Genomic DNA, 24553 nt, shown 5'->3' on the forward strand with positions numbered 1-24553 from the left:
GGATAGTTATGGAATTAACAATTTCATATTCGCAATTAATGATAATGAACTATGATGGTCAGCAGCCTTATGTAGATTGGACTCCTGAAGATTTTGAAAGAGGCTATGCTGAGGTGGATGGAGCTATTATTTTTGAAGCAATCTCTGACTATACTTGTGAAGTGGAAGTTACTTGTGGAAATCATATTGAGAAAGAAGAAGTGGTTAGAACGATATCAGTTCCTTTCACAGTGAAGAATGAAGAAGTATATATAACAAGTATTCTTTCTAATAAATATCATATTCCTATTCCGAACGGGGAATATATGATAGTCTTGCAGGCGACTCCTCTTGAAGAGCCATCAGACGATGAATTGTATAAAGTACAATACGACTTCTATTTTGAGAGTGTAGAATAAAAAAACGTGTTATCCTTCAAAAGGATAACACGTTTTTTTATTATGCGTTTGTTTTTAGGAGAGAACGAGCGTCTTTTGCTGCCTGAACCATGTGCTCTAAAGCAGGTATAACTTCCTCAGTTCTTCGTGTTTTTAAACCACAGTCTGGATTAATCCAGAAATATTTAGGGTCACATACTTGTAAAGATTGTTCTACGATTGTGAACATTTCATCTTTACTTGGGACACGTGGGCTATGAATATCATATACCCCTAGACCAATTCCTTTTTCATATGTTGTATGCTTTAATGTATTAATAAATTCTCCATGACTTCTTGATGTTTCGATAGAAATAACATCTGCGTCTAACGCTCGAATTGCATCTACAATATCTTCGAAGTTACTATAACACATATGAGTATGAATTTGTGTTTCATTTTCTACAGAAGATGTTGCTAAAAGGAATGATTGAACTGCCCATGTAATGTATGCATCCCAATCTTTTTCTTTTAACGGCATACCTTCACGAAGTGCAGGTTCATCGACTTGGATTACTCTAATTCCGGAAGATTCAAGTAATTCAATTTCATGACGAAGTGCTAATGCAATTTGATATGATACTTCTTTTCTTGAAATATCATTTCGAACGAATGACCAATTTAAAATAGTGACAGGTCCAGTTAGCATACCTTTTACTACTTTCTCCGTTAAGCTTTGTGCATATACAGTTTCTTTAATAGTCATTCCACTTATAAAGGCAACATCACCATAAATAACAGGTGGTTTTACGCAACGAGAACCGTATGATTGTACCCATCCGTTTTTAGTAAAGGAGAAACCAGCAAGTCTTTCTCCAAAATATTCCACCATGTCAGTTCTTTCGAATTCACCATGTACTAGTACATCAAGACCAATATCTTCTTGGTAACGAATCCACTTTGCAGTTTCTTTTTCAATGAATTGATTATATTGTTCATTTGTAATATCGCCGTTACGCCACTGTTTACGTGTTTGACGAACTTCAGATGTTTGCGGGAAGCTACCAATAGTTGTTGTTGGTAACAATGGTAATTGTAAAGCTACTTGCTGTAGTTCATATCGTTTTTCAAATGGAAGAGGACGTGAGAAATCATCTTCTTTAAGTGATGTACGTGCCACTTTTACATCTTCACGATTACGTGCAGCTGATGAGCGGATTGCATGATGTGCATTACGATATGTTGTTAAATCGCTACTGATGCTTTCTACACCTTTAGTAAGAGCAGAATGGATAAGGACTAGTTCTTCTAATTTTTGATTAGCAAATGCAAGTGCATCAAATAATTCACTTGTTAAGTGCGTTTCTTCCGTTTTATCAATTGGAGTATGCAATAAGCTACAAGAAGGTTGAACAATTAAACCTTTTGCTGTGATTTGATTTTGTAATGTTGTAAATAAAGAAAGTACATCATCAAGATCAGCTCTCCAAATGTTACGGCCATCTATACAACCGATAGCTAAAATTTTATCAGCTGGGAATCCGTATTTTGAAATAGCATTTACATTACCTTCTTTGCCATGAACAAAGTCTAATCCAATACCAGAAACAGGGAATGCAATAATTTCTTCATAGTTCTCTTCTACACTATCAAAATATGTTTGTAGAAGAAGATTCGCATTTGGAACCTCTTTATGAATAGCTTCGTAAAGTTCTTTCGCTTGATTAATTTCATCTTTTGTTAAAGATGCGAAGATTGGTTCGTCAACTTGAATAATTTGTGCTCCAGCTGCGTGTAATTCAGAGAATAATTGTACATAAGGTGCAACTAGCTCTTTTAAAATAGTGGCAAATTGCTCTTCGTTATAACCTTTTGCTAGTTTTAGGAATGTATAAGGGCCTAAAATAACTGGTTTTCCATCAACGCCTAACTCTTTTTTCGCTTCTTCATATAAACGAAGAGGGCGATTGTCTTTTAAAGAGATTTGTAATCCTTCTTCATATTCAGGAACAATGTAATGATAGTTTGTGTTAAACCATTTTGTCATTTCAGAAGCAACGTGATCTTTAGAGCCGCGTGCCATTGCAAAATATACATCAAGGTAAGAGGTAAACTCTGAAAAACGTGACGGGATGAATCCTAACATGTAGGCCGTATCCAGAACGTGGTCATAATATGTAAAATCGCCAACTGGAATTAATTCAATTCCCTTTTCTTGCTGTACTTTGACGTGTTGAAGGCGAATTTCTTTCATTGTCGTTAAAAATTGTTCTTCATCAATTTTATTGGACCAAAAAGCTTCCAATGTTTTTTTCCACTCTCGTTGTAGTCCGATACGTGGATAACCTAAGTTACTTGTTTGAATTGCCATTTTAAATTCCTCCCTAATTGAAAGTAAGCATTTCCGTTTACTCGGAAATACCTATAACAAAAAGCATAAAGGCATAGAAAAATAAGCCTTCCTTTTTGTTCTTAACACCTCATCATCATCCGTGAGTCTATCAGTGTTGTTAAAATAGGCAGGTATCCTGACTTATGCTTCATATAATTTCTTTCACCTTCCCGTTTTCACAGTGGCACAAAAAAGAAATCTCAGCATTTACAGTGGCGGGACCGTGTTGGAGTTTCACCAAACTTCCCTTTTAAACACGAAGTGAAATATTCGTGTACCTATTTTCCTTTTGAAAGGAATTTAACAAGCGATATGATATTGAAACAAATTCTAACACAATTTTCGGAATTTTGTCCACTGTTTTAAAATAAGAAAATTCTAAAGTTTTTTATTTCTTTTTATTCGGAAAATTAAGTTTTTTTAATGTTTATTTATTATTAAAATGAGGGTGTTTTGAGTTGCGAGGAATAATTATAGTGTTAAGTTTTTCTAGAAGAGGAGGCACCTCTTTTAGAAAAACTTAATCATTATCTACACCTATTTCTGAAAGATGACCTGCAGTTGCATCTTGTAAGAGCGTGTTTAGCCAACGTAATTCAACATTAATATGCTCAATGACGCTTTGTAGAATATATAGTTGAGCACGAGGAACTAGTCGTTTATTATGATCGTATATCGTTTGCATTGTATGTAAATATAGCATTGTATCATCTCTCTTTTTTTTCAAAATAGGAACTAGAGCTTGTTCGTCGCTAAAGTGAGCGAAAGAGAGCGCTGAATAAATAGGTTTATATATTTGGTTTTTCGCTTCAAATTGTTTTAATAATAAGGTGTGGAAAAGCGCTTTTCCTTCCTCTGTTATATGGAAGATTGTTTTATCTGGTCTATTCGTATCTCTAACAATATTGGTAATGCTAATCGCACCTTGTTTTTCTAATTGCTCGAAGGCGTAGTATAGCGATCCCTTGGCATATTTAATATAACAATCCATTTGTCTTTCTTTCATTATGTGCTGCACTTCATAGGGATGTTTATCTCCTTCGAGTAACAAGCCGAGAATGACTAACTTCATGCTCATGCTGTCTCAACTCCTGTATATAGAAACTTTATATATATTATAAACGGTATATCCTCTTTCATAAAGGGATATACCGTTTCGTTTTTCTATATTAGCTTACTTGTTTTTGTTTTTGCTTTGTTTTTGGTCCTGTTAAAAGACGTTCATTTCCCATAAGTAAAATACAAATTATACTTAGCGTAGCTGGGATAAGTGCCCAGAAAAATGTATTAGCAATAGATGTTGCAAGAGCCTCTTTAATTCCGCTCAGTACTTCAGGAGGTAGCTTTTCAGTAGCGTTTGGTGATAATAAAAAGCTTGTGTCTCCACCTTTAGGAGCCATTTTTTCTAGTTCAGGAGGGAAGACTGCTTTTAATTTATCAGTGAAAACATGATTTTGAATCGTACCGAAAATCGTGACGCCAAGGGTCATTCCAAGTGAACGGAAGAATGAGTTCGTGGATGTAGCAGAACCGCGATCTCTCATTTCTAGTTTGTGGATAGATGCCATACTTAAAACTGAGAAGGAGAATCCAACTCCAAGTCCAGCAAGCACCATAAACATTGTTACGAGTGTACGAGGTGTTTCCATAGTTAAAGTACTTAGTAAATAAATACCAAGAACGAAGAAAACTCCAGATACTGTCATGATGTTACGATAACTTGTTCGTGAAGCTAATTGTCCACCAGTTTGACTTCCGATTACAGATCCTACCATCATAGGTGTCAAAATTAATCCAGCATTTGAGGCTGAACCACCGAGAACACCTTGAACGAAGATTGGAATATAAACTGTACAGATGATAAAAGCTGCGCCATAGAAAAAGGCAACACCTTGGCTAGCTGCAAATAAAGGTTTTTTAAATAAATGGAAAGAAATAATAGGCTCGGTTGCGTTTCTTTCTACGAAGAAGAAAATAATAAGCAGAATAACAACAGTTGAAAATAAACCAATAATCACATTAGAGTCCCATGCATATTCTTTACCACCAAGTTCTAAAGCAAACATTAAGCAAACGATACTAATGACAAGCGTAATAGCACCAGCCCAGTCAATTTTTTGTTTTCGATATTCTAGAGACTCGCTATAGTATTTAGTAATGAAGAAGAAGGAAATAAGTCCTAACGGAATATTAATATAGAAGACCCAGTGCCAACTTATATAATCCGTAATGTAAGCACCTAATAAAGGTCCGAAAACACTAGATGTCCCGAAAACAGCACCAAATAGTCCGGTCATTTTTCCTCGTTTTTCAGGCGGGAATATATCATACATAATTGTAAATGCGATAGGCATAAGAGCGCCGCCACCAATTCCTTGAATGGCTCTATAAATACTTAGTTGTTCAATACTTGATGCTGTCCCGCAAAGTGCAGAACCAAATAAGAAGAGAATTAATCCGCCAATAAAAAAGCGTTTCCGTCCGTACATATCAGACAGCTTACCGAAAATAGGCATTCCGGCCATTGTTGCTACCATGTAGGCGGATGTGACCCAAACGAATTTGTCGAACCCTCCTAAGTCTCCGACAATCGTTGCCATCGCAGTTGCGACGATTGTGTTATCCATTGCTGCCATTAGAATACCAAGTAGTAAACCAGCAACAACAAATTTTGTTTTACTTGAATCGTTTTTTGATAGTTGTGCTTCCAAAAGTAGCCCTCCTTTAATAAAAATTAAACTAACTTAAGTTTTTTAGTGTAATGCATAAAAAAACTTTATGTACAGTTTGTATCGTTCCTCTTCATTTAATAAAAAATTGCACTGACATGATATAAAGGATGGAAATCATAAATTATATTATAGTCAAATTTGACTAAAAGGCAAATGTTTTCTACCGCCAAATTATTTTATGCCGCTTTAACTGCCCGTTAAAGCCCGATTGGTAAAAGCTAATAATCAGTGGGTGATGGACAAACCCCCCACTGATTAAAGTTTCACTTTATTATATTGACCAAAAGAGAGTAAGAATTTATTTTGTTATGTAGTCAAGGAAGGAAATTGTAAAAAAATATTTAATAAAGTATAACCTGTGTCAACCTATTAAAAATGGTTTTTTCTTTATATTGTCGAATAGGATAAAAGGAAAAGAAAAATTTAATATGATTTGTAACAAGCTAAATATTTTTTCTAAGTGTAGTTCATTGCATCGAGAGGCAGAATACAGTTGTATAGATGATATATCTGGAATGAGGTGAATATATTATGAAAATATGGAAACGAATTTCGGATCAAGGAAGGTATTCTATACCGTTACAGCCGGTTTTGTGGATTGATGGTTCTAAAAAGGACACGGAAGCATCCGATGTAGCAGTCACATTGCAAATCCGTAGTATGTATAAAGAAAAATTTTCGTATGAGATGATCTATGATGTTAATGACATACTAATTATTCGACTTGAAGTTGAAAATAAAGGCGTTGAAATGATTTCGCGAGTAGTTGTAAGTCATATGATTCGTGATTATTTCGCGTATATCCCAAACTCTTTAAAAGCAGATAAGGGAATAAGTGAGTTTTTATTTCAGCTTGTAAGGTGGCGAATCGATAATTTATCACCGAATGAAAAGGTAGAATTAATTTGTCAAATAAAAGCAAATAAAGATAAAGCTCCTCCCAATTCATTATTTCAGGCTACATATACATTTCAATATAAAGGTGTATCATATGGACCGCTACAAACAAATGAAGTGGTTGTCAGAAAATGATAAGAAGGAACCTGTGTGAAAGGTTCCTTCTTTAATGAAGATTGTGCTTCTTGAGTAATTTCTTTTGTTCCACTCCCTTTTTTCCAATATAGTTATTTTTGTATCCAAAATATAGAATGAATAGAAATGAAATAACATTTACTATAGCGTCAATTTGATCGTTTGTAATGAAGTTTATTCCGAAAGAGTTAAATAGTAATTTTAATGATAACAAAAAGCCAGCTAGTAAGCGCATAATATCTAATAGATTTTCTTTTTGAGGCATATAGGTCACTCCTTCCTAAAAACGATATATAGTATATATATGAAATAAAATAGAAAAGGTATACAAGCTTAAGTAGAAATGTACATTAAATATGTACATTTTTTATTTTATAGAAAAACATTATTGTTATAGAAACATATATTGGTATAAAAGGGGGAGAGTATGAAACATAAAGGGAAAATTAGTGGATTATTACTTGGGAACACAGTTGCGGTTACAGAATGGATTGCACTTCAGGATGTAATTGCTAAGCTAGATTCGAGATCATTTTTAACCGTCTTTATTATTTATATATTGCAAATGATACTAAGCTATTATTTTGGACATTGGTACGATAAAAGAACGAATACGCGTGTAAATATTGAAGTAGGAGGAATGACGAATAACGATTTTGTCGTTGATTTTTTTGGAAAAGTAGCTGCTTTATCAGAAAGAGATTCTCGTAATATTACAGTGTATATTCTTTCCGTAAAAGAATGGGATGTATTAAAAGACACAGTGCAAGAAAAAAAGTTAGATGAGCTAGTCCGAAGAGTAGAACGTACAATTGTAAAGACAGTTCGAAAAGGCGATGTAGTTACGAGGTGGGATGAAAATAAATATGTTATCGTAGCTGTTGATAATGGCTATGAAAAGTCAACAATAACAAGTAGATTAATCAAAAATATTCAAAATGAAATAGCGAATGATTTATTAAGTGTCACACTATTATTTGGGGCTGCAAGTTATCCTATAGAAGGGAAAACTTTTGAAGATTTGTTTAGAAAGGCACAAAATCAATTGTATAATTATAGAAACTTGCAAAGTCATGAATGAAACTTTGATTTAAAGAAGTATGATATAAAGATTTTTTGTAACATTTTTTTGTCTTTTGTTACAAGAAAACTTTTTTTTGTAACAAAAGTCTTTAAAAATATATGAAATCAGCATATAATTGTGTGTGGATGTGTCAATGCATTTTGCACAATGTTTTCAGTTTAAAAGTGTAGAGGAAAACATGCTCTACACTTTTCCTTTTTAAGAAATTAAAAGAATCTTTGTAAGAGTTGCGAGGTCCCCTTTGCACTATGTAAAATGGACAAAGAGGTTATTTGATAGAAAGTGAGAAAGGGAATGATAGACGTGAGAGGTCAACGATCATCTTTTATCAGGTGAAACATTATAGTGTTTCTTGCAGTAGGTAAGATTAAGGAAAATACCTTTATGTTTTAAGACATTACATAATTTTAAGTACGAAAATTGTACAAGCAGTATAAATAATTATTGATGATCTTCGTAAAAAGATGCGAGCGTGAAATAGCTAACGAAGTTACATGTTTTTCATGGGATTTTTGGCACGATGGTCGTTTATTAATAGGGGGAAAAGATGTTGAAATATAATAAATTAGCAATTGTAACTGCATTATCAATGACTTTACTAGCTGGTTGTTTTGGCCCAAAACCAGAAGAGGAGCTATATGTTGCATTTGAAAATGCTGCCAAGCAAGAAAAAACAATGTTTGAAGATGCGAAAAAATTAGAGTCATTAGAGAAAGAGGGTCAAGTATTATATAATCAAATTGTCCAAGAAGGAAAAGATAATAATCAGGCTGTTAAGGATAAGCTTGATCAAGCGGTGAAAAATACAGCTGAACGAGAAAAAGTTCTTATTAAAGAAAAAGAGGCGTTAAATAAAGCGCAAGAAGAAGTGAAGTCAGCTGATAAGCATGTGAAGAAAATTGAAGATAATAAATTAAAAGAACAGGCTGATAAAGTAAAGAGTACTTATGAGAAACGACATGATTCATTCCAAAAGATGTACGATAGCTATAATAAATCTTTAAAGCAAGAAAAAGAATTATATACAATGCTACAAGATAAAGGTACAAAATTAAAAGATATTAGCGAGAAAGTAAAGGTAGTAAACCAAGCATATAAAGATATTGAGACAGAAAAAGATAAGTTTAATGAATATACGAAATCATATAATACAGAAAAAGTTGCATTCTATAAACAAGCTAATATTAAAATTAAGGAAGATAAAAAATAAAACAGTTTGGCCTAATATTAGGCCAAACTGTTTTATTTTTTTGTATAGGTACGGCTATACCATGGAACTGGTTCGCTTAATTTTTTTTCCTGTTTTAATGCTTCAGGACCAATATAATCTTGAAGTGTTTTTTTTGCTATTGTTAAAGATAAGGTTGTTTTCGGATTTCGATAGGAGGATTCAAGGTGACCAAGATGCGGTAGGGTGCGAAAATCATCTTTCGTAGGAGGGATATGGAAAAAATAATCACCTAAACGTATAAGAACATCGGATTGTTGTTGACTAAAACGTGGATTTCTAGAAAAATGTAATCCTTCTTTGATAGCCTTTTTTTCAGTAATTAAGCGTTCTAAAGCAGCCTTTTTTAACCAATATAAGTACTTAGGGTTAGTTGCAGCTTTAGCATGACGATTCACAACGAAAATAGATTGAGCTAGTCTATTAATAGAATGTTGATTATGCAATGGAGATTGTGGTTGTGAAGGTTTCATATTGACTCTCCTTTCAATTTTTCCTTATTATAGCATAAATAAAATGGGTTTTTATTATATGCAAAAAGTAATTGTATATATTTTCAATATTAAAGCAATATTGTTACAAAAAACAACTATTTTGTATAATAGTGATAGAATATGTTTCAGAAATTTGATAATGAAAGAGTGAGAAGTTTGAAAGAAATATTAAAATTACAATATGCCATTATAGATATTGGATCTAATACAATGCGTTTAGTTATTTATGAAAAGCAAAATGGAGGTTTTTATAAAGAAATTGAAAATACGAAAGTGGTTGCTCGGTTAAGAAATTATTTAATCGATGGTGTTTTGAATGAAGAAGGTAAAGAAGTATTGTTACAAACATTATTTCAATTTCAAGAAAGTACAAAATTTCATCAGTTGCATCATGTACTTTGTGTTGCAACGGCAACAATTAGACAGGCTGAGAATCAAGAGGAGATTAAAAAACTTGTTGAAGGACAAACAGACTTTACTCTTAGAGTATTATCAGAATATGAGGAAGCACGTTACGGCTATTTAGCAGTTATGAATTCTACTTCGTTTTCGGAAGGAATAACAGTAGATATTGGTGGCGGAAGTACGGAAGTTACATATATTAAAAATAGAGAGATTTTAGAGTACCATAGTTTTCCTTTTGGTGCGCTTTCTTTAAAACATCTATTTATTAAAGGTGATATTCCTACTAAAGATGAATTAGAGGAAATTCGAGAGTATTTAGAGTGTCAATTTCGAACGTTACCATGGTTAATTGATAAGAAATTGCCTCTTATTGCAATTGGTGGTAGTGCGAGAAACTTAGCGAAAATCCACCAAAATTTAACAAAATATCCTATAGCGGGAGTACATTTATACAAAATGAAAGAAGAAGATATTGAAAATGTAAAAGGTGCATTGGAAAAACAATCGTTTATCGAACTTCAGAAAATGGAAGGATTGGCAAAAGATCGAGCTGATACAATTATTCCAGCGGTTGAAGTATTTCATAAGCTTGTAAATATTATAGAAGCAACGGCATTTGTATTAAGCAAAAAAGGATTAAGAGAAGGTGTTTTCTATGAAGAGTTGACGAAAGATTTAGGGATTTCATATTATCCGAATGTAGTTGAAGAAAGCTTACATTTGTTATCACACGAATATGAAATGGATATGGAATTTGTCATTCAACTTATTAAACATGGAAGATTGATTTGTAAACAACTCGAAGAAATGGGACTGATTTCTGTTTCAATAAAAGACTGGGAAGCATTCCATCAAGCAGCGAAAGTATTTAATATTGGAAAATATATAGACGAAGAAGCGAGTCGTTTACACACGTTTTATTTATTGGCAAATAAAACAATTGACGGCATGATGCATAAAGATCGAGTGAGGTTAGCGCTTATTGCATCTTATAAATCAAAAATGCTATTTAAACAACATTTATCTCCATTTGAAGGTTGGTTTGATAAAAGCGAACAAAAAAAAATCCGCCTATTAGGCGCTGTTTTACAATTTTCAGCTGCTTTAAATGTAAGACAAAGATCGCTTGTTGATACGATATCCATAACAGAAAATAAAGAAGGATTAACGTTTAGAATTTTATGTGAGCAATCGGCATTAGCGGAAAAAGTACAAGCTGAAAAACAAAAAAAGCAGCTAGAAAGAGTATTGAAAACAAATATTCACTTATCATTTGAATCAAAACGTTAAGTTGTACGGATGTCTTTACAGAAAATTAACACTTTGGAATATTGTAATTTGATAAAATGAAAGTAACTAAATTATAGTGAAAAAGTTTCAAAGGGAAGTGTGAAGAGAATGGAATTGCTAAAGGGGAATTTAGTAAATTTAAATGATACAGCGTATTATAATAATCGTGAATTAAGCTGGCTAGCATTTAATGAACGTGTACTACAAGAAGCGCAAGATGAAAATAATCCACTATTAGAAAGACTAAAGTTTATTAGTATTTTTAGTTCGAATTTAGATGAATTTTTTATGGTGCGCGTAGCAGGTTTGAAAGATCAAGTAAGTGCGGGATTTAATCAGCCAGAAAATAAAGCAGGTTTAACACCAAAGAAACAGTTAAATAAGATTGCGATAAAATCGCATGAGTTAATGACTGTGCAGTATGAAACGTTTAAAAATTATGTATTGCCAGCGCTTGAACTAGAGGGGATTGAGCGTTTAACATTCCATGATTTGACGAAAGAGCAAAGGGAATTTATCGAGGAGTATTTTGATGAACAAATATTTCCGGTTTTAACCCCTGTATCTATTGATGCGTATCGTCCATTTCCAATGTTATTAAATAAAAGTTTGAATTTAGCTACTATTTTATATGATGAGCAACAGGCTGAGGAAGAAAATCGTACGAAGTTAGGAATTGTACAAGTGCCTTCATTACTGGAGCGTTTCATATTTTTACCGAGTGAAGGGCAAAAACATAAATTTATTTTATTAGAAGATGTAATTAGTGGTTTTACTCATAAACTATTCACAGGATATAACGTATCGCCTGTTACTCGTTTCCGTATTACACGTAATGCGGATTTAACGATCCATGAAGAAGGTGCACGCGATTTATTAAAAGTAATTGAAAAAGAATTGAAAAAGCGTAAGTGGGGAGCTGCCGTTCGTTTAGAAGTTGGTAAAGAACACATTGATGAAAGAGTGTTAGCGTTATTGTATGATGTGTTAGAAGTAAAAGATGAAGATGTGTACATGATGGATGGACCGTTAGATTTAACATGTTTATTCTCCTTATATAAAAAATTAGCGCCTTTATATGAACATCTAGTATACCCAGCTCTTATTCCTCAACCTCCTCAAGATTTAGGTGATGAGGAAGATGTATTTGAAAAAGCGATAGAACATGATATTTTATTACACCATCCCTTTGAGTCGTTTCAGCCAGTCGTTGATTTTGTCCGTGATGCGGCAGATGACTCGAATGTACTTGCGATTAAACAAACATTATATCGTGTAAGTGGAGATTCTCCAATAATTCAGGCGCTGAAGGTAGCAGCTGAAAAAGGAAAACAAGTGACGGTATTGGTTGAGTTAAAGGCAAGGTTTGATGAAGAGAATAATGTTCATTGGGCTAAAGAATTGGAACAGGCCGGATGTCACGTTATTTACGGAGTAAGTCACTTGAAAACGCATAGTAAAATTACGTTAGTTGTAAGAAGAAGAAACGGAAAAATTGAAAGGTTTGTACATCTTGGAACCGGAAATTATAATGATGCAACAGCGAAGTTGTATACCGATTTTGGATATATTACATCGCGAAAAGACTTTGGTGTAGATGCAACAAATTTCTTTAATTATTTGAGTGGTTATACAAAAAAACCGCATTTTCATCATTTATCTGTTGCCCCGTTTGATATAAGAGAGCAGTTTATGGAGTTAATAGATGAGGAAATCCGTTATCATAGACAATATGGAAATGGATATATTATCGCTAAAATGAATTCGTTAACAGATAAACCGTTAATAAAAAAAATGTATGAAGCATCACAAGCTGGGGTAAGGGTAGAGCTCATCGTTAGAGGGACATGTTGTTTAAGACCTGGGATTCCAAATGTAAGTGAAAATATTCGTGTAGTTAGTGTTGTTGGAAGATATTTAGAACATAGTCGTATTTATTATTTCCATCATAATGGAGATGAAAAAATATATTTATCTTCAGCTGATTTGATGACGCGAAATATGGAAAAACGAGTAGAAATATCCTTCCCAATTTTAGATATTGAAATGAAAGCGAGAATAAAGGCAATTTTACAGCTGGTTTTAGCTGATAATGTGAAAACACGTGAACAAAATAAAGATGGTGACTATTATTATATAATTAATAGTAGTATAGAAGAAATTGATAGCCAAGTGAATTTATTTAAGATGGCGTATCAAAATACAGACGCTGAATAGTGTGAAAAAAGTAAAAACCTCTTATTGAATTTAAGAGGTTTTTACTTTTTTTCTCTACTCATATATTCTCAAAATGGAAGGATGAGTAGAGAGAATAGTTTTTATTATAGGCGTGTGATGAGTCGGTTCGTTGAGAGAAAAACATTAGAAGAATGGTTGGTTTAAATTAATAATAGTATGGTTGTTGACAAGGCCCTCCGTAACAAGGAAAAGGTGCTGGTGGTGGGAAAGGCGGTGGATAAGGCGGATAAAACGGTCTAGGCCCGAAAGCTAATGCTCCGCCTAGCAGTCCGCCAGCAATTCCAGCTAGAAATGGAACACCGAAAAATGGAAAGAAGCGTGAGTCGCCTGCTGGGCCAAAAGGTGCTGAACGAACTGGGATCGGTTGATAATATGGATACATGAACAAACCTCCTTTACTGGACTCATTTTTATCATATGGTGGACCAAGCGTGGATGAGCGAGTACAAGGAAGGATATGTAAGGAAATAGGCGAATTGTTACGAATGTTGTAGGATGAAGAGTGTAATTTCAGGTTTTGACATAAAGCGGAATGGGACACGTGTTCTTCCAATACCTCGATTGACATAGAGAGTCAAACCTTGAATGTTATAGAAACCTTCAATATATTCTTTTGCAAGCGACGGGGTAATAATAGCACCTAAAAAAGGAATTTGTACTTGTCCGCCATGGCTATGACCAGAAAGTTGAAGATTGATTGGATATGTAGCGATTTGTGGCGCGATATCTGGTTCGTGAACGAGAACAATTGTATAAATATTTTGTTTTGCATGTTGTAAAGTTTCCGCTATTTTTGGTTTACCCAGTAGCATATCATCGAGTCCGAAAATAGAAATTTCACTATTATCCAGTAAACGAATTCGCTTTTCGCTATTTTGCAAAAGTTCAAATCCAGATTCGCGCATGATGTGATCATAGTATTCAGTTCCATATCCGCCATGGTCGTGGTTACCATAAATAGAAAATTTACCGAAGGGTGCCTGTATATTCTTTAAAATGGATGCAACAAAAGAAGCCTCGGTATATGTTTGGTAATCATCAATGAGATCACCAGTAAAAAGGACAATATCTGGCTTTTCAGCATTAATCTTGGAAACGATTTGAGATAAATGTTGGAGAGAGAAATAGTATCCTAGATGTAAATCGCTAAATTGAAGGATCTTCATACCATGAAAACCTTTTGGTATGAGTGGTGATTTAAGTGTGTGTTGCGTAAAAGAAAGCAAATAGGGCTCTATATATTTAGCATAATAATAGCCGATGCTTGCGGTTATAAATGAACATAGACAAGTGCGCATTCCAGATTTTAAAAAATTTCTTCTTGTAATTTTCTTCATATACAGGTTACTCGAACCTCCCTTCAGTTTTTTAAAAATATATTTTAAATACTAAAAAAGTAGTATAGATTACGAAAAAAATGAACGAAAAGAAACCTCTTTACGTTAAAATATCAGAAAAATTGAAAAATATAAAGATTTCTATCAAATAAAGTGATAAAATGAATGTGTATTCATTTTTTGGAGGGGATGTATGTGAAAGAGAAGGTAGTTATTATAACAGGTGGATCAAGTGGAATGGGAAAAGGGATGGCGATACGTTTTGCGAAAGAAGGGGCACGTGTTGTTATTACAGGGCGTACAAAAGAAAAGCTAGAAGAAGCAAAGTTAGAAATTGAACAGTTTCCAGGCCAAGTATTATCTGTACAAATGGATGTACGAAATACTGATGATATTCAAAAAATGATTGAACATATTGATGAGAAGTTTGGACGAATTGATATTTTAATAAATAATGCAGCTGGAAACTTTATTTGTCCAGCAGAGGACTTATCTGTGAATGGCTGGAATTCGGTAATTAATATTGTATTAAATGGTACATTTTATTGTAGTCAGGCTATTGGGAAATATTGGATTGAAAAAGGTATAAAAGGAAATATTATTAACATGGTGGCAACTTATGCATGGGATGCAGGCCCAGGGGTTATCCATTCGGCAGCAGCTAAAGCTGGTGTATTAGCGATGACAAAAACTCTTGCTGTTGAGTGGGGACGTAAATATGGAATACGAGTTAACGCTATCGCACCAGGACCAATTGAACGTACAGGTGGTGCCGATAAATTATGGATTTCAGAAGAAATGGCTAAGCGTACAATACAAAGTGTCCCACTTGGTAGGCTGGGGACACCAGAAGAAATTGCGGGTCTAGCTTATTATTTATGTTCAGATGAAGCTGCATACATAAATGGAACTTGTATGACAATGGATGGTGGCCAGCATTTGCATCAATATCCATTTTAAAAGGGATGAAAAAAACGAATGATTTATTCATTTCTTTGTGGTAAAATATGACGAAATTGTGACACTTAAAAGAAATGTGTTTACAAGAGGGGATATATACGTTATATTTAAGACCTCTTTTTTCTTCATAGTAGAATTGCTAATTCCCCTTAGCATTTTACCCCTCTAATCCCTTCAGGAAAACTGAAGGGATTTTTTATTATTTTTCCGTAAATATCGTGTTATAATTTTTGAAAAGTAAAGGGAGGGAAGCACGTTGATAGATGCATTAGATGTAATGAGTAACTTGGATAAAGTCCTTCCTTATTATCAAGCTATTTTTAGTGCTGATGAGCATACAATAATTGGATATGAAGTTGTAGGACGAATTCAAACAGAAGAGGGCATACAAAGTTTAGCATCTTTCTTCCATGATGATTCTATTCCGAGTGAGTTCCAACTTGAAGCGGATAACATCATCGTAGAAAAAGCGTTAAATAGGTATTTAGAAACGGATCAAAAATTATTATTATTTATACATCGGAATGCTAATGTATTAATGAATGATGAAGATGAAAGTTTACTTCAACTTTTGCTGATGTATGAAGAACAAGGTTTGAACTTACAACGCATTGTTCTGGAAATAACAGAACATGAATGTAAAGAAGATATAGAACAATTTAATCATTTACTCATGTATTATCGTACATATGGTATTCAAATTTCGATTAATAAAGTCGGAACGGGTACAAGTAATTTAGAGCGTATTAGCGTGTTAGCACCGGATATTTTAAAAGTAGATTTAACAAATTTAAGGCAAACTGCACTTTTACAATCTTATCAAGATATTTTATATTCCTTATCTTTACTTGCTAGAAGAATTGGTGCGACATTGTTATATGAAGAAATTGATGCTTTTTATCAACTACAATATGCTTGGAAAAACGGTGGTAGGTATTATCAAGGTAATTATTTGAAAGAATGTTTACCTGATTTTATTGAAACGAATGTTTTAAAAGAGCGACTTGGTAATGAATGTCATCAATTTATTCTGCATGAGAAGAAGAAGTTGCAAAAAATTTATAATTTAACAGAGATGTTACGTGATCGAATTGGTGATGTTCTGTCAAAACAAAAAAAGAATGAAGATATAAATGATTGGTTATTACAATTTAGCCAAAGCATATCACAATATAGTTTTCGGATATTTATTTGTAATGAAGATGGTTTTCAACAATCGGGTAATATTATGAAAAAAGATGGTGGATGGATCATTATGCCAGAGTATTATATGAAGAACTGGAGCTGGCGCCCGTATTTTCTAGAAAATATAATGAAAATGCGTTTTGAGAATAAGGCAAGACTTTCAGATTTATATGCTGATATCGAAACTGGTGAAATGGTACGAACATTTTCATTCCCGATTGATGATGAAAACTTTTTATTTATAGATTTATCGTACGAATATTTATATGAAGAAGATGTTTTATTTTAATGCACGAAGAGATTCGTGTATTTTTTTGTTTGTTTTTATCATAAATTGGTAATAGTGAACATGATGATGAAAATGCTGTCTATCGTTGTAAAGATTTTACGAACGAAATCATCCCTTTCTTTGCATAATCATTGTTACAATGAATACTACAAAGACAAGCTCTTTTAAAAGGAAGGTGAAAAAATGAAGAAATATGGAATATGGTTTGTTCTATTTATATGTGTTGCCTTTCTAGTTGGCTATAGTGTCACAACTGTTTTAGGAAAAGAAGAAGTGAAAGTGGATCGGAAAGAAGTGTTTACAACGATACAAAAAGGTTATGAGACGCAATTTTCAATCCGCGGGAAGCAAATACCTATGAATAAGATGATAGAGACGTTATCACCATATTTTACAAATAATTTCCTTCAAGTTTTTACAGATGAAAACAGTAGAAATGAAAAACAAAGTGGTGAATATTTACTTCCAGCAAAAGAAGCTCCGTTTTCTTTTAATTCAGAAACAAAAATGTCTTATGATGAAGAACATAAAAATTTATATGTCTATGAGCGGACAAAGAGTGGACAATATCAAATTGTGACATTGCAAAAGGATAATGGAAAATGGAAATTAGCAGGGTATCATGAAAGTCAGGAACTATTGACTGAAATAAAAAGGTTACAACAATTATGAGAATAGGAATAGGTGTTGCCTATTCCTATTCTATACCGAGTAGCTGTTGCAATTTTTCAATTTGAAAACCTGCCACAACTTCTTCGTCAATTAAAACTGTTGGAGTTGAATAGGATTCATAGTCATATAAAAGACGATTGCGTGCAGCAGCGTCTTTTTTTATGTCAAATTCTTCATATACAACGTTATTATGTTTTAAAAATTCTTTTACAATGGTACAAGGCGGACAATCAGGTTGTGTATAAACCTCAATTTTTTTCATTGTAATTCCTCCCTTTTTCTGTTGTTTATTATATTCTGCCAGTATAAAAAGCGCAATAAAGAAGTAAAAAGATGATCTTTCATCTTTTTACTTCTTATTTCGACAAATTTTAGTTGAGTTTCTGGCCAAGAACCTTTATCCTAGATTGTGGAACGTTTTTTCTGTTATGACGGATAGAATGAGTATAGCTGTAAAACCTATTGGTAGGAAGATCAGAGAAAGGAGAGATTTCATGTCTCTACTCCAAGGAATTTTAACTCGACTTGTTAGTCTACAAGAACAAGCTGAAAGCGGTGAAGTAGCACAACGCTATTTTGAAGTGAACGGTGAGCGCAAATGTAGCGTGAAATTTTTCGATAAAAGTGAAATGTATGAGTTAGAAGTGTATCAACAAGGTGAAAAACCTCAAGTGTATCAATTCGATAACATCGATATGGTTGCAATTGAGATTTACGATATCATTTCTTGATACATATAAAAAAGGTACTGCCAAATGGCGGTACCTTTTTTAGTTATATTAATTAATGGGCTATATAGATAGTAGAAGTTGTAATTTAAGTCGCGATTAAATAAAAGAGTTTTTACAAATGTATATGTATAGGAATTTTTTATTTTTCCTACAATGATAGTAAATATTAATAGGAGGTGCAAAGGATGGAACGCTTACCGATTGTTATTTGTCCTAATTGTCACAGTCATGCTGAAATTAATCACGTATTAACCGCCCAGTCTAATCAAAATGTAATATATACATGTAGATTTTGTAATTATGTAATTCGAAATATTGAAACGAATAAAGGGTAGTAAGTTATAATTTTTGTTTTTGTCCCATACAATGAGAATACGAAAAGTCTGTCTAATTGAAAGGACGTGACTATGTGGACGGTGCGCATACATTTTATAATGTTTCAGAGAGACATTTGAATTTTGATATGGTATTTAACCGTATTTGTAGTTTCATTGAAAAGGATCCGCGAAATTTATATCGATTATCTATTGGGACAGACTCACAAGCGCATCAAAAGGATACGAGGTTTATTACAGCGATACATATTCATCGTGTTGGAAAAGGAGCATGGGGATGTTTGCATCATAAATCAGTGAAAAATAAACCAGCAACGTTGCGAGAGAAAATATATTTAGAAACACAGTTTAGTCAAGAAATCGCCTATCTATTTACTCCCAATCATATACAAGCGATATGGGATTTATTGCACCCATACGCTCAAGATGGAGCAGGATTCATAATGGAAATTCATTTAGATATCGGGAATGATGGTTTAACAAAAGAATTTATTTTAGATATGACGATGAAAATTCAAGCAATGGGATTAACAGCAAAAATTAAACCAGATGCTTATGCGGCATTTAGTTATGCAAACAGATATACGAAATAATGTGAAATGATGTCTATATATTCGCAGTCGTTAAGTATTTCTAACAAAAACTGAATATTACATCTGTTAAATAGACTGAAAAATTTATATAATGAGAGTGATGATGCGAGTGCAAGGAGAGGAGCATATGGAAAAGGAATTTGTTTTAACAAGAGAAGAAGAAAATTTATTGTTGGATATTCTGTTTCAGCAAAATTACGCGGGCGAAATTTTAGCGGTGGAGCTTACAGACATTGAGAATGGTTTAAAACAGACAGATGTGACGCAATATAAAAAAATCACAAGATTGTTTTACCGATTAAAAAATAAAGGGTATTAAGCACTACCGGAATGGTAGTCTTTTTTTTATGTTATATGCTAAAATAGTTATGTATTTTTATTTTTATTAGAAGAATGTCAGGACAAAATAATAATATGAAAACGCTATCATAAAATGTGAATAGGATCGGAGAATATTAGCAGGAAAAAGGGAAAATGGGGGATGTAACATGATTAGTATTCCGAAAGACGAGTTTCAACAAATTCTTGTGAAGGATTTAATGATTTCATCAGATAAAGTAGCACATGTACAAATAGGGAATGGTCTAGAACATGCTTTACTCGTTCTTGTGAAATCTGGATATTCGGCGATTCCTGTTTTAGACCCTATGTATAAACTACATGGGTTAATTAGTACTGCTATGATTTTAGATGGTATTTTAGGATTAGAGCGCATTGAGTTTGAAAGACTTGAGAATATGAAAGTGGAACAAGTGATGAAGGAAGAGATTCCAGTTCTTACGTTAGAAGATTCTTTTGCAAAAGCTTTAGAAATGACAATTGATCATCCTTTTATTTGCGCTGTCAATGAAGAAGGTTACTTCGAGGGTATTTTAACACGGCGGGCTATTTTAAAATTGTTGAATAAAAAAGTGAGACAGCATAATCGATAACGTAGGGAAAGTGACTTCACAGAAAAGGCGAAGTCACTTTTTTTCGTGCATATCAGTTGTGTATGTATTATATTTAAAAAGACATAAAGCATAAGAAAAGTTTGAACTAACAAACCGTTCTAATGTATAAAAGTATGCAATTAAATTAAGGATGAAATACTTATTAAAATTAGGTGTATGGAAGCTAAGGAAAGAGGGAGAAAGTTGCAAATTGATGATTTTCAAATGATGGTTGTGTTAGCTCAGGAATCAAATATGAGAAAAGCGGCGGAACGTTTATTTGTTTCCCAACCTGCGCTTAGTCAACGATTACAATCTATGGAGAAACAATGGGGAATGAAATTTTTTATTCGTTCACAAAAAGGATTAACAATTACACCTGAAGGGGAAAAAGTTGCAAATTATGCAAAAGAAATGTTACAACGGGAAGAGGGTATTAAAAGTGAACTGGCTCTTTTTAGAACCGAAACATACGGTACGTTAAAAATAGCTGTTGCATCAGTCATTGGGCAATATTGGCTTCCACCTGTTTTGAAAAAATTTGTGCATAAGTATCCTTCTGTGAAGATATCTCTGTTTACTGGCTGGAGTAGTGAAGTGCAAAAGCAATTTTATGAAGGAGACGTTCATGTTGCTATACTGAGAGGATCACAAGAATACAAAGGGCAGAAACAACAATTATTTGAAGATGAATTATATTTAGTTGATAAAGAAATAAAAGATATTTCGATGTTAAAAGAGACAAATAGACCATTTATTCAATTTAAAAGTGATTCGACCTACTATGGACAAATACAAAATTGGTGGTATGGATTATTTTCAAATCCACCTAAGCGAACGATTGTAGTTGACCAAATTGAAACGTGCAAACAGCTTGTTTTAAATGGAATAGGTTATGCTCTTTTACCTTCGACTGTTTTAAAAGAAGTGCAGGAAAATATGTATAAAACACCTGTTCAATTAACGAGAGAAACATGGTTATTGACGAGTGACTCGGCAAGGCAGTTGAAGCAAGTACAAGCATTTTTAGAAATTATAGAAGAAATTCAAATGGAAAAATAAGATTATTGTCTTGCTACTCGCTCTATCGTTTGGTAGAGTAACATTATAAATGGATTTAGGAGGCAACAAGAATGAAAATGATGGACGCTAACGAAATTATTTCGTTTATTCAAAACAGTGAAAAGAAAACTCCTGTAAAGGTATACATAAAAGGGGATTTAAAAGAGGTAACATTCCCTGAAACAGTACAAGCATTTGTAAATAAAAAATCTGGTGTATTATTCGGAGAATGGTCTGAAATTAAGACAATTCTTGATGAAAATAACAAGCACATTGTTGACTATGTAGTTGAGAATGACCGTCGTAATTCTGCAATTCCAATGCTTGATTTAAAAGGTATTAAAGCTCGTATTGAGCCAGGCGCGATTATTCGTGACCATGTAGAAATTGGTGACAACGCTGTTATCATGATGAATGCAACAATTAACATTGGTGCTGTAATTGGTGAAGGTACTATGATCGACATGAACGCAGTGCTTGGTGGACGTGCAACAGTTGGTAAGAACTGTCACGTAGGTGCAGGTGCTGTACTTGCCGGTGTTATTGAGCCACCTTCTGCAAAACCAGTTATCGTTGAAGATGATGTTGTAATTGGTGCAAATGTAGTTGTTCTAGAAGGCGTTACAGTAGGTAAAGGTGCAGTTGTAGCAGCAGGAGCTGTTGTAACAGAAGATGTGCCTCCATATACAGTTGTTGCGGGAACTCCGGCACGTGTAATTAAAGAAATTGATGAGAAGACAAAAGCAAAAACTGAAATTAAACAAGAGCTTCGTCAATTAAACCCAGAGAAATAAAAAATAAAAAGCGTAAGAGCATGAATGTGCTCTTACGCTTTTTATAGATAGAGGTGCAAAAATGACAGTAAGCAAATTTGTCCAAGTTCGTAGAGATTTACATAAAATTCCGGAGATCGGATTTAAAGAGTGGAAAACACAACAGTATATTTTAGATTATATAGGAACGCTTCCTAATGAATATTTGGAAGTGAAAACATGGAAAACAGGTGTAATTGTTAAAGTAAATGGAAAAAATCCAGAAAAAATAATAGGTTATCGTGCAGATATAGACGGTCTACCAATTACAGAGGAAACTGGATATGAATTCTCTTCTGTCCATGAAGGAATGATGCATGCATGTGGACATGATTTGCATGCAACAATCGGTTTAGGACTTCTAACAGCGGCTGTAAGCGAAAGAATAGATGATGATCTTGTGTTTATATTCCAACCAGCTGAAGAAGGTCCAGGTGGTGCACTTCCTATGTTAGAAAGCGATGAGTTAAAAGAATGGAAGCCTGATATGATTCTTGGACTTCATATTGCGCCTGAATACTCTGTGGGAACAATTGCGACAAAAGAAGGTTTATTATTTGCGAATACATCAGAGCTATACGTTGATTTAAAAGGAAAAGGTGGACATGCTGCATATCCGCATACAGCAAATGATATGATTGTTGCAGCGAGTCATCTCGTTACACAACTTCAATCAGTTATTAGTCGTAATGTGAACCCTCTTGACAGTGCGGTAATTACAATTGGGAAAATTACAGGTGGTACAGTTCAAAACATTATCGCAGAAAAATCTCGTTTAGAAGGAACAATTCGAACGCTATCAGTGGAATCAATGAAACGTGTTAAAAGCCGAATTGAGGCAATTGTTGCGGGAATAGAAGCTTCTTTTCAATGTGAAGCTGTTATTGACTACGGAGCGATGTATCATCAAGTGTATAACCATGAGGAGCTAACGAGAGAGTTTATGCAATTTACACGTGAACAAACGACTATGGACGTAATTACGTGTACGGAGGCAATGACAGGTGAAGACTTTGGTTATATGCTTCGAGAGATACCTGGATTTATGTTTTGGCTTGGAGTAAATTCAGAATATGGTTTACATCATGCGAAATTAAAACCAGACGAAGAGGTTATTGAGAAAGCAATTGTATTTTTAAATCAATATGTGAAGTGGAAGGGAAATAGAAAGTGAACTTACTCGCTAATTGTGCAATACTTTAGAGTGGGGACTTCTTAGTTCAGAGACGAAAACATCTTTCGTATTCGTTAGTGTTAGACATCTTCATACAAATGAGTAAAGTTAAATTTGACGTCTTAATAATGAGCAGGGGGTTTTTAGCCACTGCTCATTATTAATTATTGCTAATAGGGAAGATAATTATTTAACTACCCTATATATGTTTACTTTTAGTATGAAAAGTGTGTAAAATCAATGTGATACATAGAAAAAAGGGTGGGGAATTACGTGCAAATTAGCAGTGCGATTTTATGTTTCGTCTTATATGCATATGTTATTATTGCGGCGGTTTATTTTGGGATAAGTTTTTACGCCTATCGTTTAGCAAATAATAGTGAATATGAAGAAACATACAAATGGGTGAAAAGATATTTGTCACCTGTACTAGAAATTATGAATGGATTTGTTCTTTTTTTATTTATTGGATTAATTGCTTTCTCAACGAGTTTAGTAGGGAATAAGACTACGTTATTTGTACTAGGTATCATTATTTTTATGCTATTAGGAATTCGGATTGGTAATACGGTGTTTTGGAACGAAAGAAAAATAGATGGTTGGACAGGGATGTTTATTCCATGTATGTTAGCTGCAATTGTGACGAATATAGAACATGAATATTATCAATTACATTTTTGGCTTATCATTGTTTTAACAATCCTCTCTGTTTTGTATATAAGTACTGTCGTGCTAACATACATCGCAAATGAAAAAGGAGATGCAAAAGGTGCGCACTTCTTTAGAGGGCGTGCATTATTATGGAGTGTGCCGACGATGGCAGTTATAGGAATTATTGCGATATTAGTAAATGGATATCAATTTACTAATTGGCAATTGTTTTTAGAAACTTGGTGGATCTTCATTGTTTCGCTTGTAGCTTTTTTAGGCGCAACACATTATTTATTTCATCAACATCATTACATATTGGCACTGTTATTCGCATTTACACAACTTTTATTTGCTTTTTTCGGACAAGAAACGCTATTGTTCGTTTTTGAAACATTTAGTTCATTTGGAAATATATTTGTATTTGGTATGTTAATTTTCGGTATCGCGTTTTATTTACAACAGTATTTTTATATGCAAAAACAAAAATAAGAAGTATATACAGGTTTTTGTAGCGAATTTAAAGTATGTTACAATAAAAGTACATAGTATTTGATGTTATTGGAGGAATT

General features: G+C 33.6%; 26 protein-coding genes and 1 riboswitch. Of the genes, 18 read left to right on the plus strand and 8 right to left on the minus strand.

Features of this window, described 5'->3' with window-relative positions; all coding sequences use genetic code 11:
• Positions 1-8: 8 nt before the first annotated feature.
• On the plus strand, positions 9-398 hold the full coding sequence (gene comJ / locus MKX66_RS27290; protein WP_002088359.1) for a competence protein ComJ: 390 nt from the start codon (positions 9-11) through the stop codon (positions 396-398).
• A 40-nt stretch (positions 399-438) separates the two neighbouring features.
• On the opposite strand, the gene metE is transcribed toward comJ, so the two are convergent.
• The 3 genes from metE to MKX66_RS27305 all read right to left on the minus strand — a co-directional run bounded on the left by metE (position 439) and on the right by MKX66_RS27305 (position 5459).
• The gene (gene metE, locus MKX66_RS27295; RefSeq protein WP_002014819.1) at positions 439-2727 is read right to left on the minus strand and encodes a 5-methyltetrahydropteroyltriglutamate--homocysteine S-methyltransferase; all 2289 of its coding nucleotides are present in this window, start codon (positions 2725-2727) and stop codon (positions 439-441) included.
• 130 nt (positions 2728-2857) lie between these two features.
• Positions 2858-3045, minus strand: a riboswitch (cobalamin riboswitch).
• A gap of 223 nt (positions 3046-3268) precedes the next feature.
• Positions 3269-3826 (minus strand): PadR family transcriptional regulator, encoded by a 558-nt coding sequence (locus MKX66_RS27300; protein ID WP_341087499.1) that lies wholly within the window; start codon positions 3824-3826, stop codon positions 3269-3271.
• A gap of 91 nt (positions 3827-3917) precedes the next feature.
• Positions 3918-5459, minus strand: coding sequence for an MDR family MFS transporter (locus tag MKX66_RS27305; RefSeq protein WP_002014821.1), 1542 nt, complete (start codon positions 5457-5459; stop codon positions 3918-3920).
• A 552-nt stretch (positions 5460-6011) separates the two neighbouring features.
• On the opposite strand from MKX66_RS27305, the gene MKX66_RS27310 reads away from it, so the two are divergent.
• Positions 6012-6512, plus strand: a complete 501-nt coding sequence (locus MKX66_RS27310; RefSeq protein WP_002033821.1) for a hypothetical protein — start codon at positions 6012-6014, stop codon at positions 6510-6512.
• 31 nt (positions 6513-6543) lie between these two features.
• On the opposite strand, the gene MKX66_RS27315 is transcribed toward MKX66_RS27310, so the two are convergent.
• Positions 6544-6777: a phage holin gene (locus MKX66_RS27315; protein WP_002014824.1), complete on the minus strand. Its 234-nt coding sequence runs from the start codon at positions 6775-6777 to the stop codon at positions 6544-6546.
• A 162-nt stretch (positions 6778-6939) separates the two neighbouring features.
• Between MKX66_RS27315 and MKX66_RS27320 the strand changes: the two genes are divergently transcribed.
• Both MKX66_RS27320 and MKX66_RS27325 read left to right on the plus strand, forming a co-directional pair.
• Complete coding sequence (locus tag MKX66_RS27320; protein WP_215590131.1) at positions 6940-7593, plus strand: diguanylate cyclase domain-containing protein; 654 nt, start codon at positions 6940-6942, stop codon at positions 7591-7593.
• A gap of 550 nt (positions 7594-8143) precedes the next feature.
• Positions 8144-8806: a YkyA family protein gene (locus MKX66_RS27325; protein ID WP_002014826.1), complete on the plus strand. Its 663-nt coding sequence runs from the start codon at positions 8144-8146 to the stop codon at positions 8804-8806.
• A gap of 32 nt (positions 8807-8838) precedes the next feature.
• Here the strand turns inward: MKX66_RS27325 and MKX66_RS27330 are convergent, their stop codons facing one another.
• Positions 8839-9297 carry a YkyB family protein gene (locus MKX66_RS27330; RefSeq protein ID WP_215590130.1) on the minus strand — a complete coding sequence of 153 codons (459 nt, stop codon included), beginning with the start codon at positions 9295-9297 and terminating at the stop codon, positions 8839-8841.
• A 141-nt stretch (positions 9298-9438) separates the two neighbouring features.
• Between MKX66_RS27330 and MKX66_RS27335 the strand changes: the two genes are divergently transcribed.
• Together MKX66_RS27335 and MKX66_RS27340 are read left to right on the plus strand one after the other, a co-directional pair.
• The gene (locus MKX66_RS27335; RefSeq protein ID WP_341087502.1) at positions 9439-11013 is read left to right on the plus strand and encodes a Ppx/GppA family phosphatase; all 1575 of its coding nucleotides are present in this window, start codon (positions 9439-9441) and stop codon (positions 11011-11013) included.
• A gap of 108 nt (positions 11014-11121) precedes the next feature.
• Positions 11122-13230, plus strand: a complete 2109-nt coding sequence (locus MKX66_RS27340; RefSeq protein WP_002014829.1) for a polyphosphate kinase — start codon at positions 11122-11124, stop codon at positions 13228-13230.
• A 166-nt stretch (positions 13231-13396) separates the two neighbouring features.
• Here MKX66_RS27340 and MKX66_RS27345 read toward each other — a convergent pair whose 3' ends face one another.
• Together MKX66_RS27345 and MKX66_RS27350 are read right to left on the minus strand one after the other, a co-directional pair.
• Positions 13397-13633: a hypothetical protein gene (locus MKX66_RS27345; RefSeq protein ID WP_002014830.1), complete on the minus strand. Its 237-nt coding sequence runs from the start codon at positions 13631-13633 to the stop codon at positions 13397-13399.
• 97 nt (positions 13634-13730) lie between these two features.
• Positions 13731-14588, minus strand: a complete 858-nt coding sequence (locus MKX66_RS27350) for a metallophosphoesterase (RefSeq protein WP_215590129.1) — start codon at positions 14586-14588, stop codon at positions 13731-13733.
• A gap of 195 nt (positions 14589-14783) precedes the next feature.
• Between MKX66_RS27350 and fadH the strand changes: the two genes are divergently transcribed.
• The 3 genes from fadH to MKX66_RS27365 all read left to right on the plus strand — a co-directional run bounded on the left by fadH (position 14784) and on the right by MKX66_RS27365 (position 17694).
• Positions 14784-15548, plus strand: a complete 765-nt coding sequence (fadH, locus tag MKX66_RS27355; protein ID WP_002142976.1) for a 2,4-dienoyl-CoA reductase — start codon at positions 14784-14786, stop codon at positions 15546-15548.
• A gap of 256 nt (positions 15549-15804) precedes the next feature.
• Positions 15805-17022, plus strand: a complete 1218-nt coding sequence (locus MKX66_RS27360) for an EAL domain-containing protein (protein ID WP_002033827.1) — start codon at positions 15805-15807, stop codon at positions 17020-17022.
• Positions 17023-17205: 183 nt separating this feature from the next.
• Positions 17206-17694: a DUF3993 domain-containing protein gene (locus tag MKX66_RS27365; protein ID WP_002014834.1), complete on the plus strand. Its 489-nt coding sequence runs from the start codon at positions 17206-17208 to the stop codon at positions 17692-17694.
• A 25-nt stretch (positions 17695-17719) separates the two neighbouring features.
• Here the strand turns inward: MKX66_RS27365 and MKX66_RS27370 are convergent, their stop codons facing one another.
• Positions 17720-17956 carry a glutaredoxin domain-containing protein gene (locus tag MKX66_RS27370; protein ID WP_341087506.1) on the minus strand — a complete coding sequence of 79 codons (237 nt, stop codon included), beginning with the start codon at positions 17954-17956 and terminating at the stop codon, positions 17720-17722.
• Between the two features lie 232 nt (positions 17957-18188).
• Here MKX66_RS27370 and MKX66_RS27375 point away from each other — a divergent pair, with 232 nt between their 5' ends.
• From MKX66_RS27375 to MKX66_RS27415, 9 genes are all read left to right on the plus strand, one after another.
• A complete protein-coding gene (locus MKX66_RS27375) occupies positions 18189-18425 on the plus strand; it encodes a YkuJ family protein (RefSeq protein ID WP_000055151.1) in 237 nt (78 codons plus the stop codon).
• Positions 18426-18610: 185 nt separating this feature from the next.
• The gene (locus MKX66_RS27380; RefSeq protein ID WP_002033828.1) at positions 18611-18760 is read left to right on the plus strand and encodes a hypothetical protein; all 150 of its coding nucleotides are present in this window, start codon (positions 18611-18613) and stop codon (positions 18758-18760) included.
• 74 nt (positions 18761-18834) lie between these two features.
• Positions 18835-19353 carry a ribonuclease H-like YkuK family protein gene (locus MKX66_RS27385; protein ID WP_341087507.1) on the plus strand — a complete coding sequence of 173 codons (519 nt, stop codon included), beginning with the start codon at positions 18835-18837 and terminating at the stop codon, positions 19351-19353.
• Positions 19354-19480: 127 nt separating this feature from the next.
• On the plus strand, positions 19481-19672 hold the full coding sequence (gene abbA / locus MKX66_RS27390) for an antirepressor AbbA (protein WP_215590127.1): 192 nt from the start codon (positions 19481-19483) through the stop codon (positions 19670-19672).
• Between the two features lie 169 nt (positions 19673-19841).
• Positions 19842-20285 carry a cyclic-di-AMP-binding protein CbpB gene (cbpB, locus tag MKX66_RS27395; RefSeq protein WP_002014839.1) on the plus strand — a complete coding sequence of 148 codons (444 nt, stop codon included), beginning with the start codon at positions 19842-19844 and terminating at the stop codon, positions 20283-20285.
• 177 nt (positions 20286-20462) lie between these two features.
• On the plus strand, positions 20463-21347 hold the full coding sequence (locus MKX66_RS27400) for a LysR family transcriptional regulator (protein WP_002014840.1): 885 nt from the start codon (positions 20463-20465) through the stop codon (positions 21345-21347).
• Positions 21348-21418: 71 nt separating this feature from the next.
• On the plus strand, positions 21419-22141 hold the full coding sequence (gene dapD, locus MKX66_RS27405) for a 2,3,4,5-tetrahydropyridine-2,6-dicarboxylate N-acetyltransferase (protein ID WP_002014841.1): 723 nt from the start codon (positions 21419-21421) through the stop codon (positions 22139-22141).
• 61 nt (positions 22142-22202) lie between these two features.
• Positions 22203-23333: an N-acetyldiaminopimelate deacetylase gene (locus tag MKX66_RS27410; RefSeq protein WP_215590126.1), complete on the plus strand. Its 1131-nt coding sequence runs from the start codon at positions 22203-22205 to the stop codon at positions 23331-23333.
• 273 nt (positions 23334-23606) lie between these two features.
• Entirely contained in the window at positions 23607-24473 is an 867-nt protein-coding gene (locus MKX66_RS27415) for a hypothetical protein (protein ID WP_002014843.1), read from the plus strand.
• Positions 24474-24553: the final 80 nt, after the last annotated feature.

It is taken from the genome of Bacillus sp. FSL R9-9530 (genome assembly GCF_038008145.1).
Classification (GTDB): Bacteria; Bacillota; Bacilli; order Bacillales; family Bacillaceae_G; genus Bacillus_A; species Bacillus_A mycoides.

Excerpts from the sequence above, each read along its gene's own strand:
- comJ (WP_002088359.1), top strand. The coding sequence starts at position 9 with ATGGAATTAACAATTTCATATTCGCAATTAATGATAATGAACTATGAT.
- MKX66_RS27335 (WP_341087502.1), top strand. The coding sequence starts at position 9,439 with ATGTTTCAGAAATTTGATAATGAAAGAGTGAGAAGTTTGAAAGAAATA.
- MKX66_RS27375 (WP_000055151.1), top strand. The coding sequence starts at position 18,189 with ATGTCTCTACTCCAAGGAATTTTAACTCGACTTGTTAGTCTACAAGAA.
- MKX66_RS27345 (WP_002014830.1), bottom strand. The coding sequence starts at position 13,633 with ATGTATCCATATTATCAACCGATCCCAGTTCGTTCAGCACCTTTTGGC.
- MKX66_RS27410 (WP_215590126.1), top strand. The coding sequence starts at position 22,203 with ATGACAGTAAGCAAATTTGTCCAAGTTCGTAGAGATTTACATAAAATT.
- MKX66_RS27300 (WP_341087499.1), bottom strand. The coding sequence starts at position 3,826 with ATGAGCATGAAGTTAGTCATTCTCGGCTTGTTACTCGAAGGAGATAAA.
- MKX66_RS27365 (WP_002014834.1), top strand. The coding sequence starts at position 17,206 with ATGAAGAAATATGGAATATGGTTTGTTCTATTTATATGTGTTGCCTTT.
- dapD (WP_002014841.1), top strand. The coding sequence starts at position 21,419 with ATGAAAATGATGGACGCTAACGAAATTATTTCGTTTATTCAAAACAGT.
- metE (WP_002014819.1), bottom strand. The coding sequence starts at position 2,727 with ATGGCAATTCAAACAAGTAACTTAGGTTATCCACGTATCGGACTACAA.
- MKX66_RS27370 (WP_341087506.1), bottom strand. The coding sequence starts at position 17,956 with ATGAAAAAAATTGAGGTTTATACACAACCTGATTGTCCGCCTTGTACC.
- cbpB (WP_002014839.1), top strand. The coding sequence starts at position 19,842 with ATGATTAGTATTCCGAAAGACGAGTTTCAACAAATTCTTGTGAAGGAT.
- MKX66_RS27315 (WP_002014824.1), bottom strand. The coding sequence starts at position 6,777 with ATGCCTCAAAAAGAAAATCTATTAGATATTATGCGCTTACTAGCTGGC.
- MKX66_RS27325 (WP_002014826.1), top strand. The coding sequence starts at position 8,144 with ATGTTGAAATATAATAAATTAGCAATTGTAACTGCATTATCAATGACT.
- MKX66_RS27340 (WP_002014829.1), top strand. The coding sequence starts at position 11,122 with ATGGAATTGCTAAAGGGGAATTTAGTAAATTTAAATGATACAGCGTAT.
- MKX66_RS27350 (WP_215590129.1), bottom strand. The coding sequence starts at position 14,588 with ATGAAGAAAATTACAAGAAGAAATTTTTTAAAATCTGGAATGCGCACT.
- MKX66_RS27330 (WP_215590130.1), bottom strand. The coding sequence starts at position 9,297 with ATGAAACCTTCACAACCACAATCTCCATTGCATAATCAACATTCTATT.
- MKX66_RS27310 (WP_002033821.1), top strand. The coding sequence starts at position 6,012 with ATGAAAATATGGAAACGAATTTCGGATCAAGGAAGGTATTCTATACCG.
- MKX66_RS27380 (WP_002033828.1), top strand. The coding sequence starts at position 18,611 with ATGGAACGCTTACCGATTGTTATTTGTCCTAATTGTCACAGTCATGCT.
- MKX66_RS27320 (WP_215590131.1), top strand. The coding sequence starts at position 6,940 with ATGAAACATAAAGGGAAAATTAGTGGATTATTACTTGGGAACACAGTT.
- abbA (WP_215590127.1), top strand. The coding sequence starts at position 19,481 with ATGGAAAAGGAATTTGTTTTAACAAGAGAAGAAGAAAATTTATTGTTG.
- MKX66_RS27400 (WP_002014840.1), top strand. The coding sequence starts at position 20,463 with ATGGAAGCTAAGGAAAGAGGGAGAAAGTTGCAAATTGATGATTTTCAA.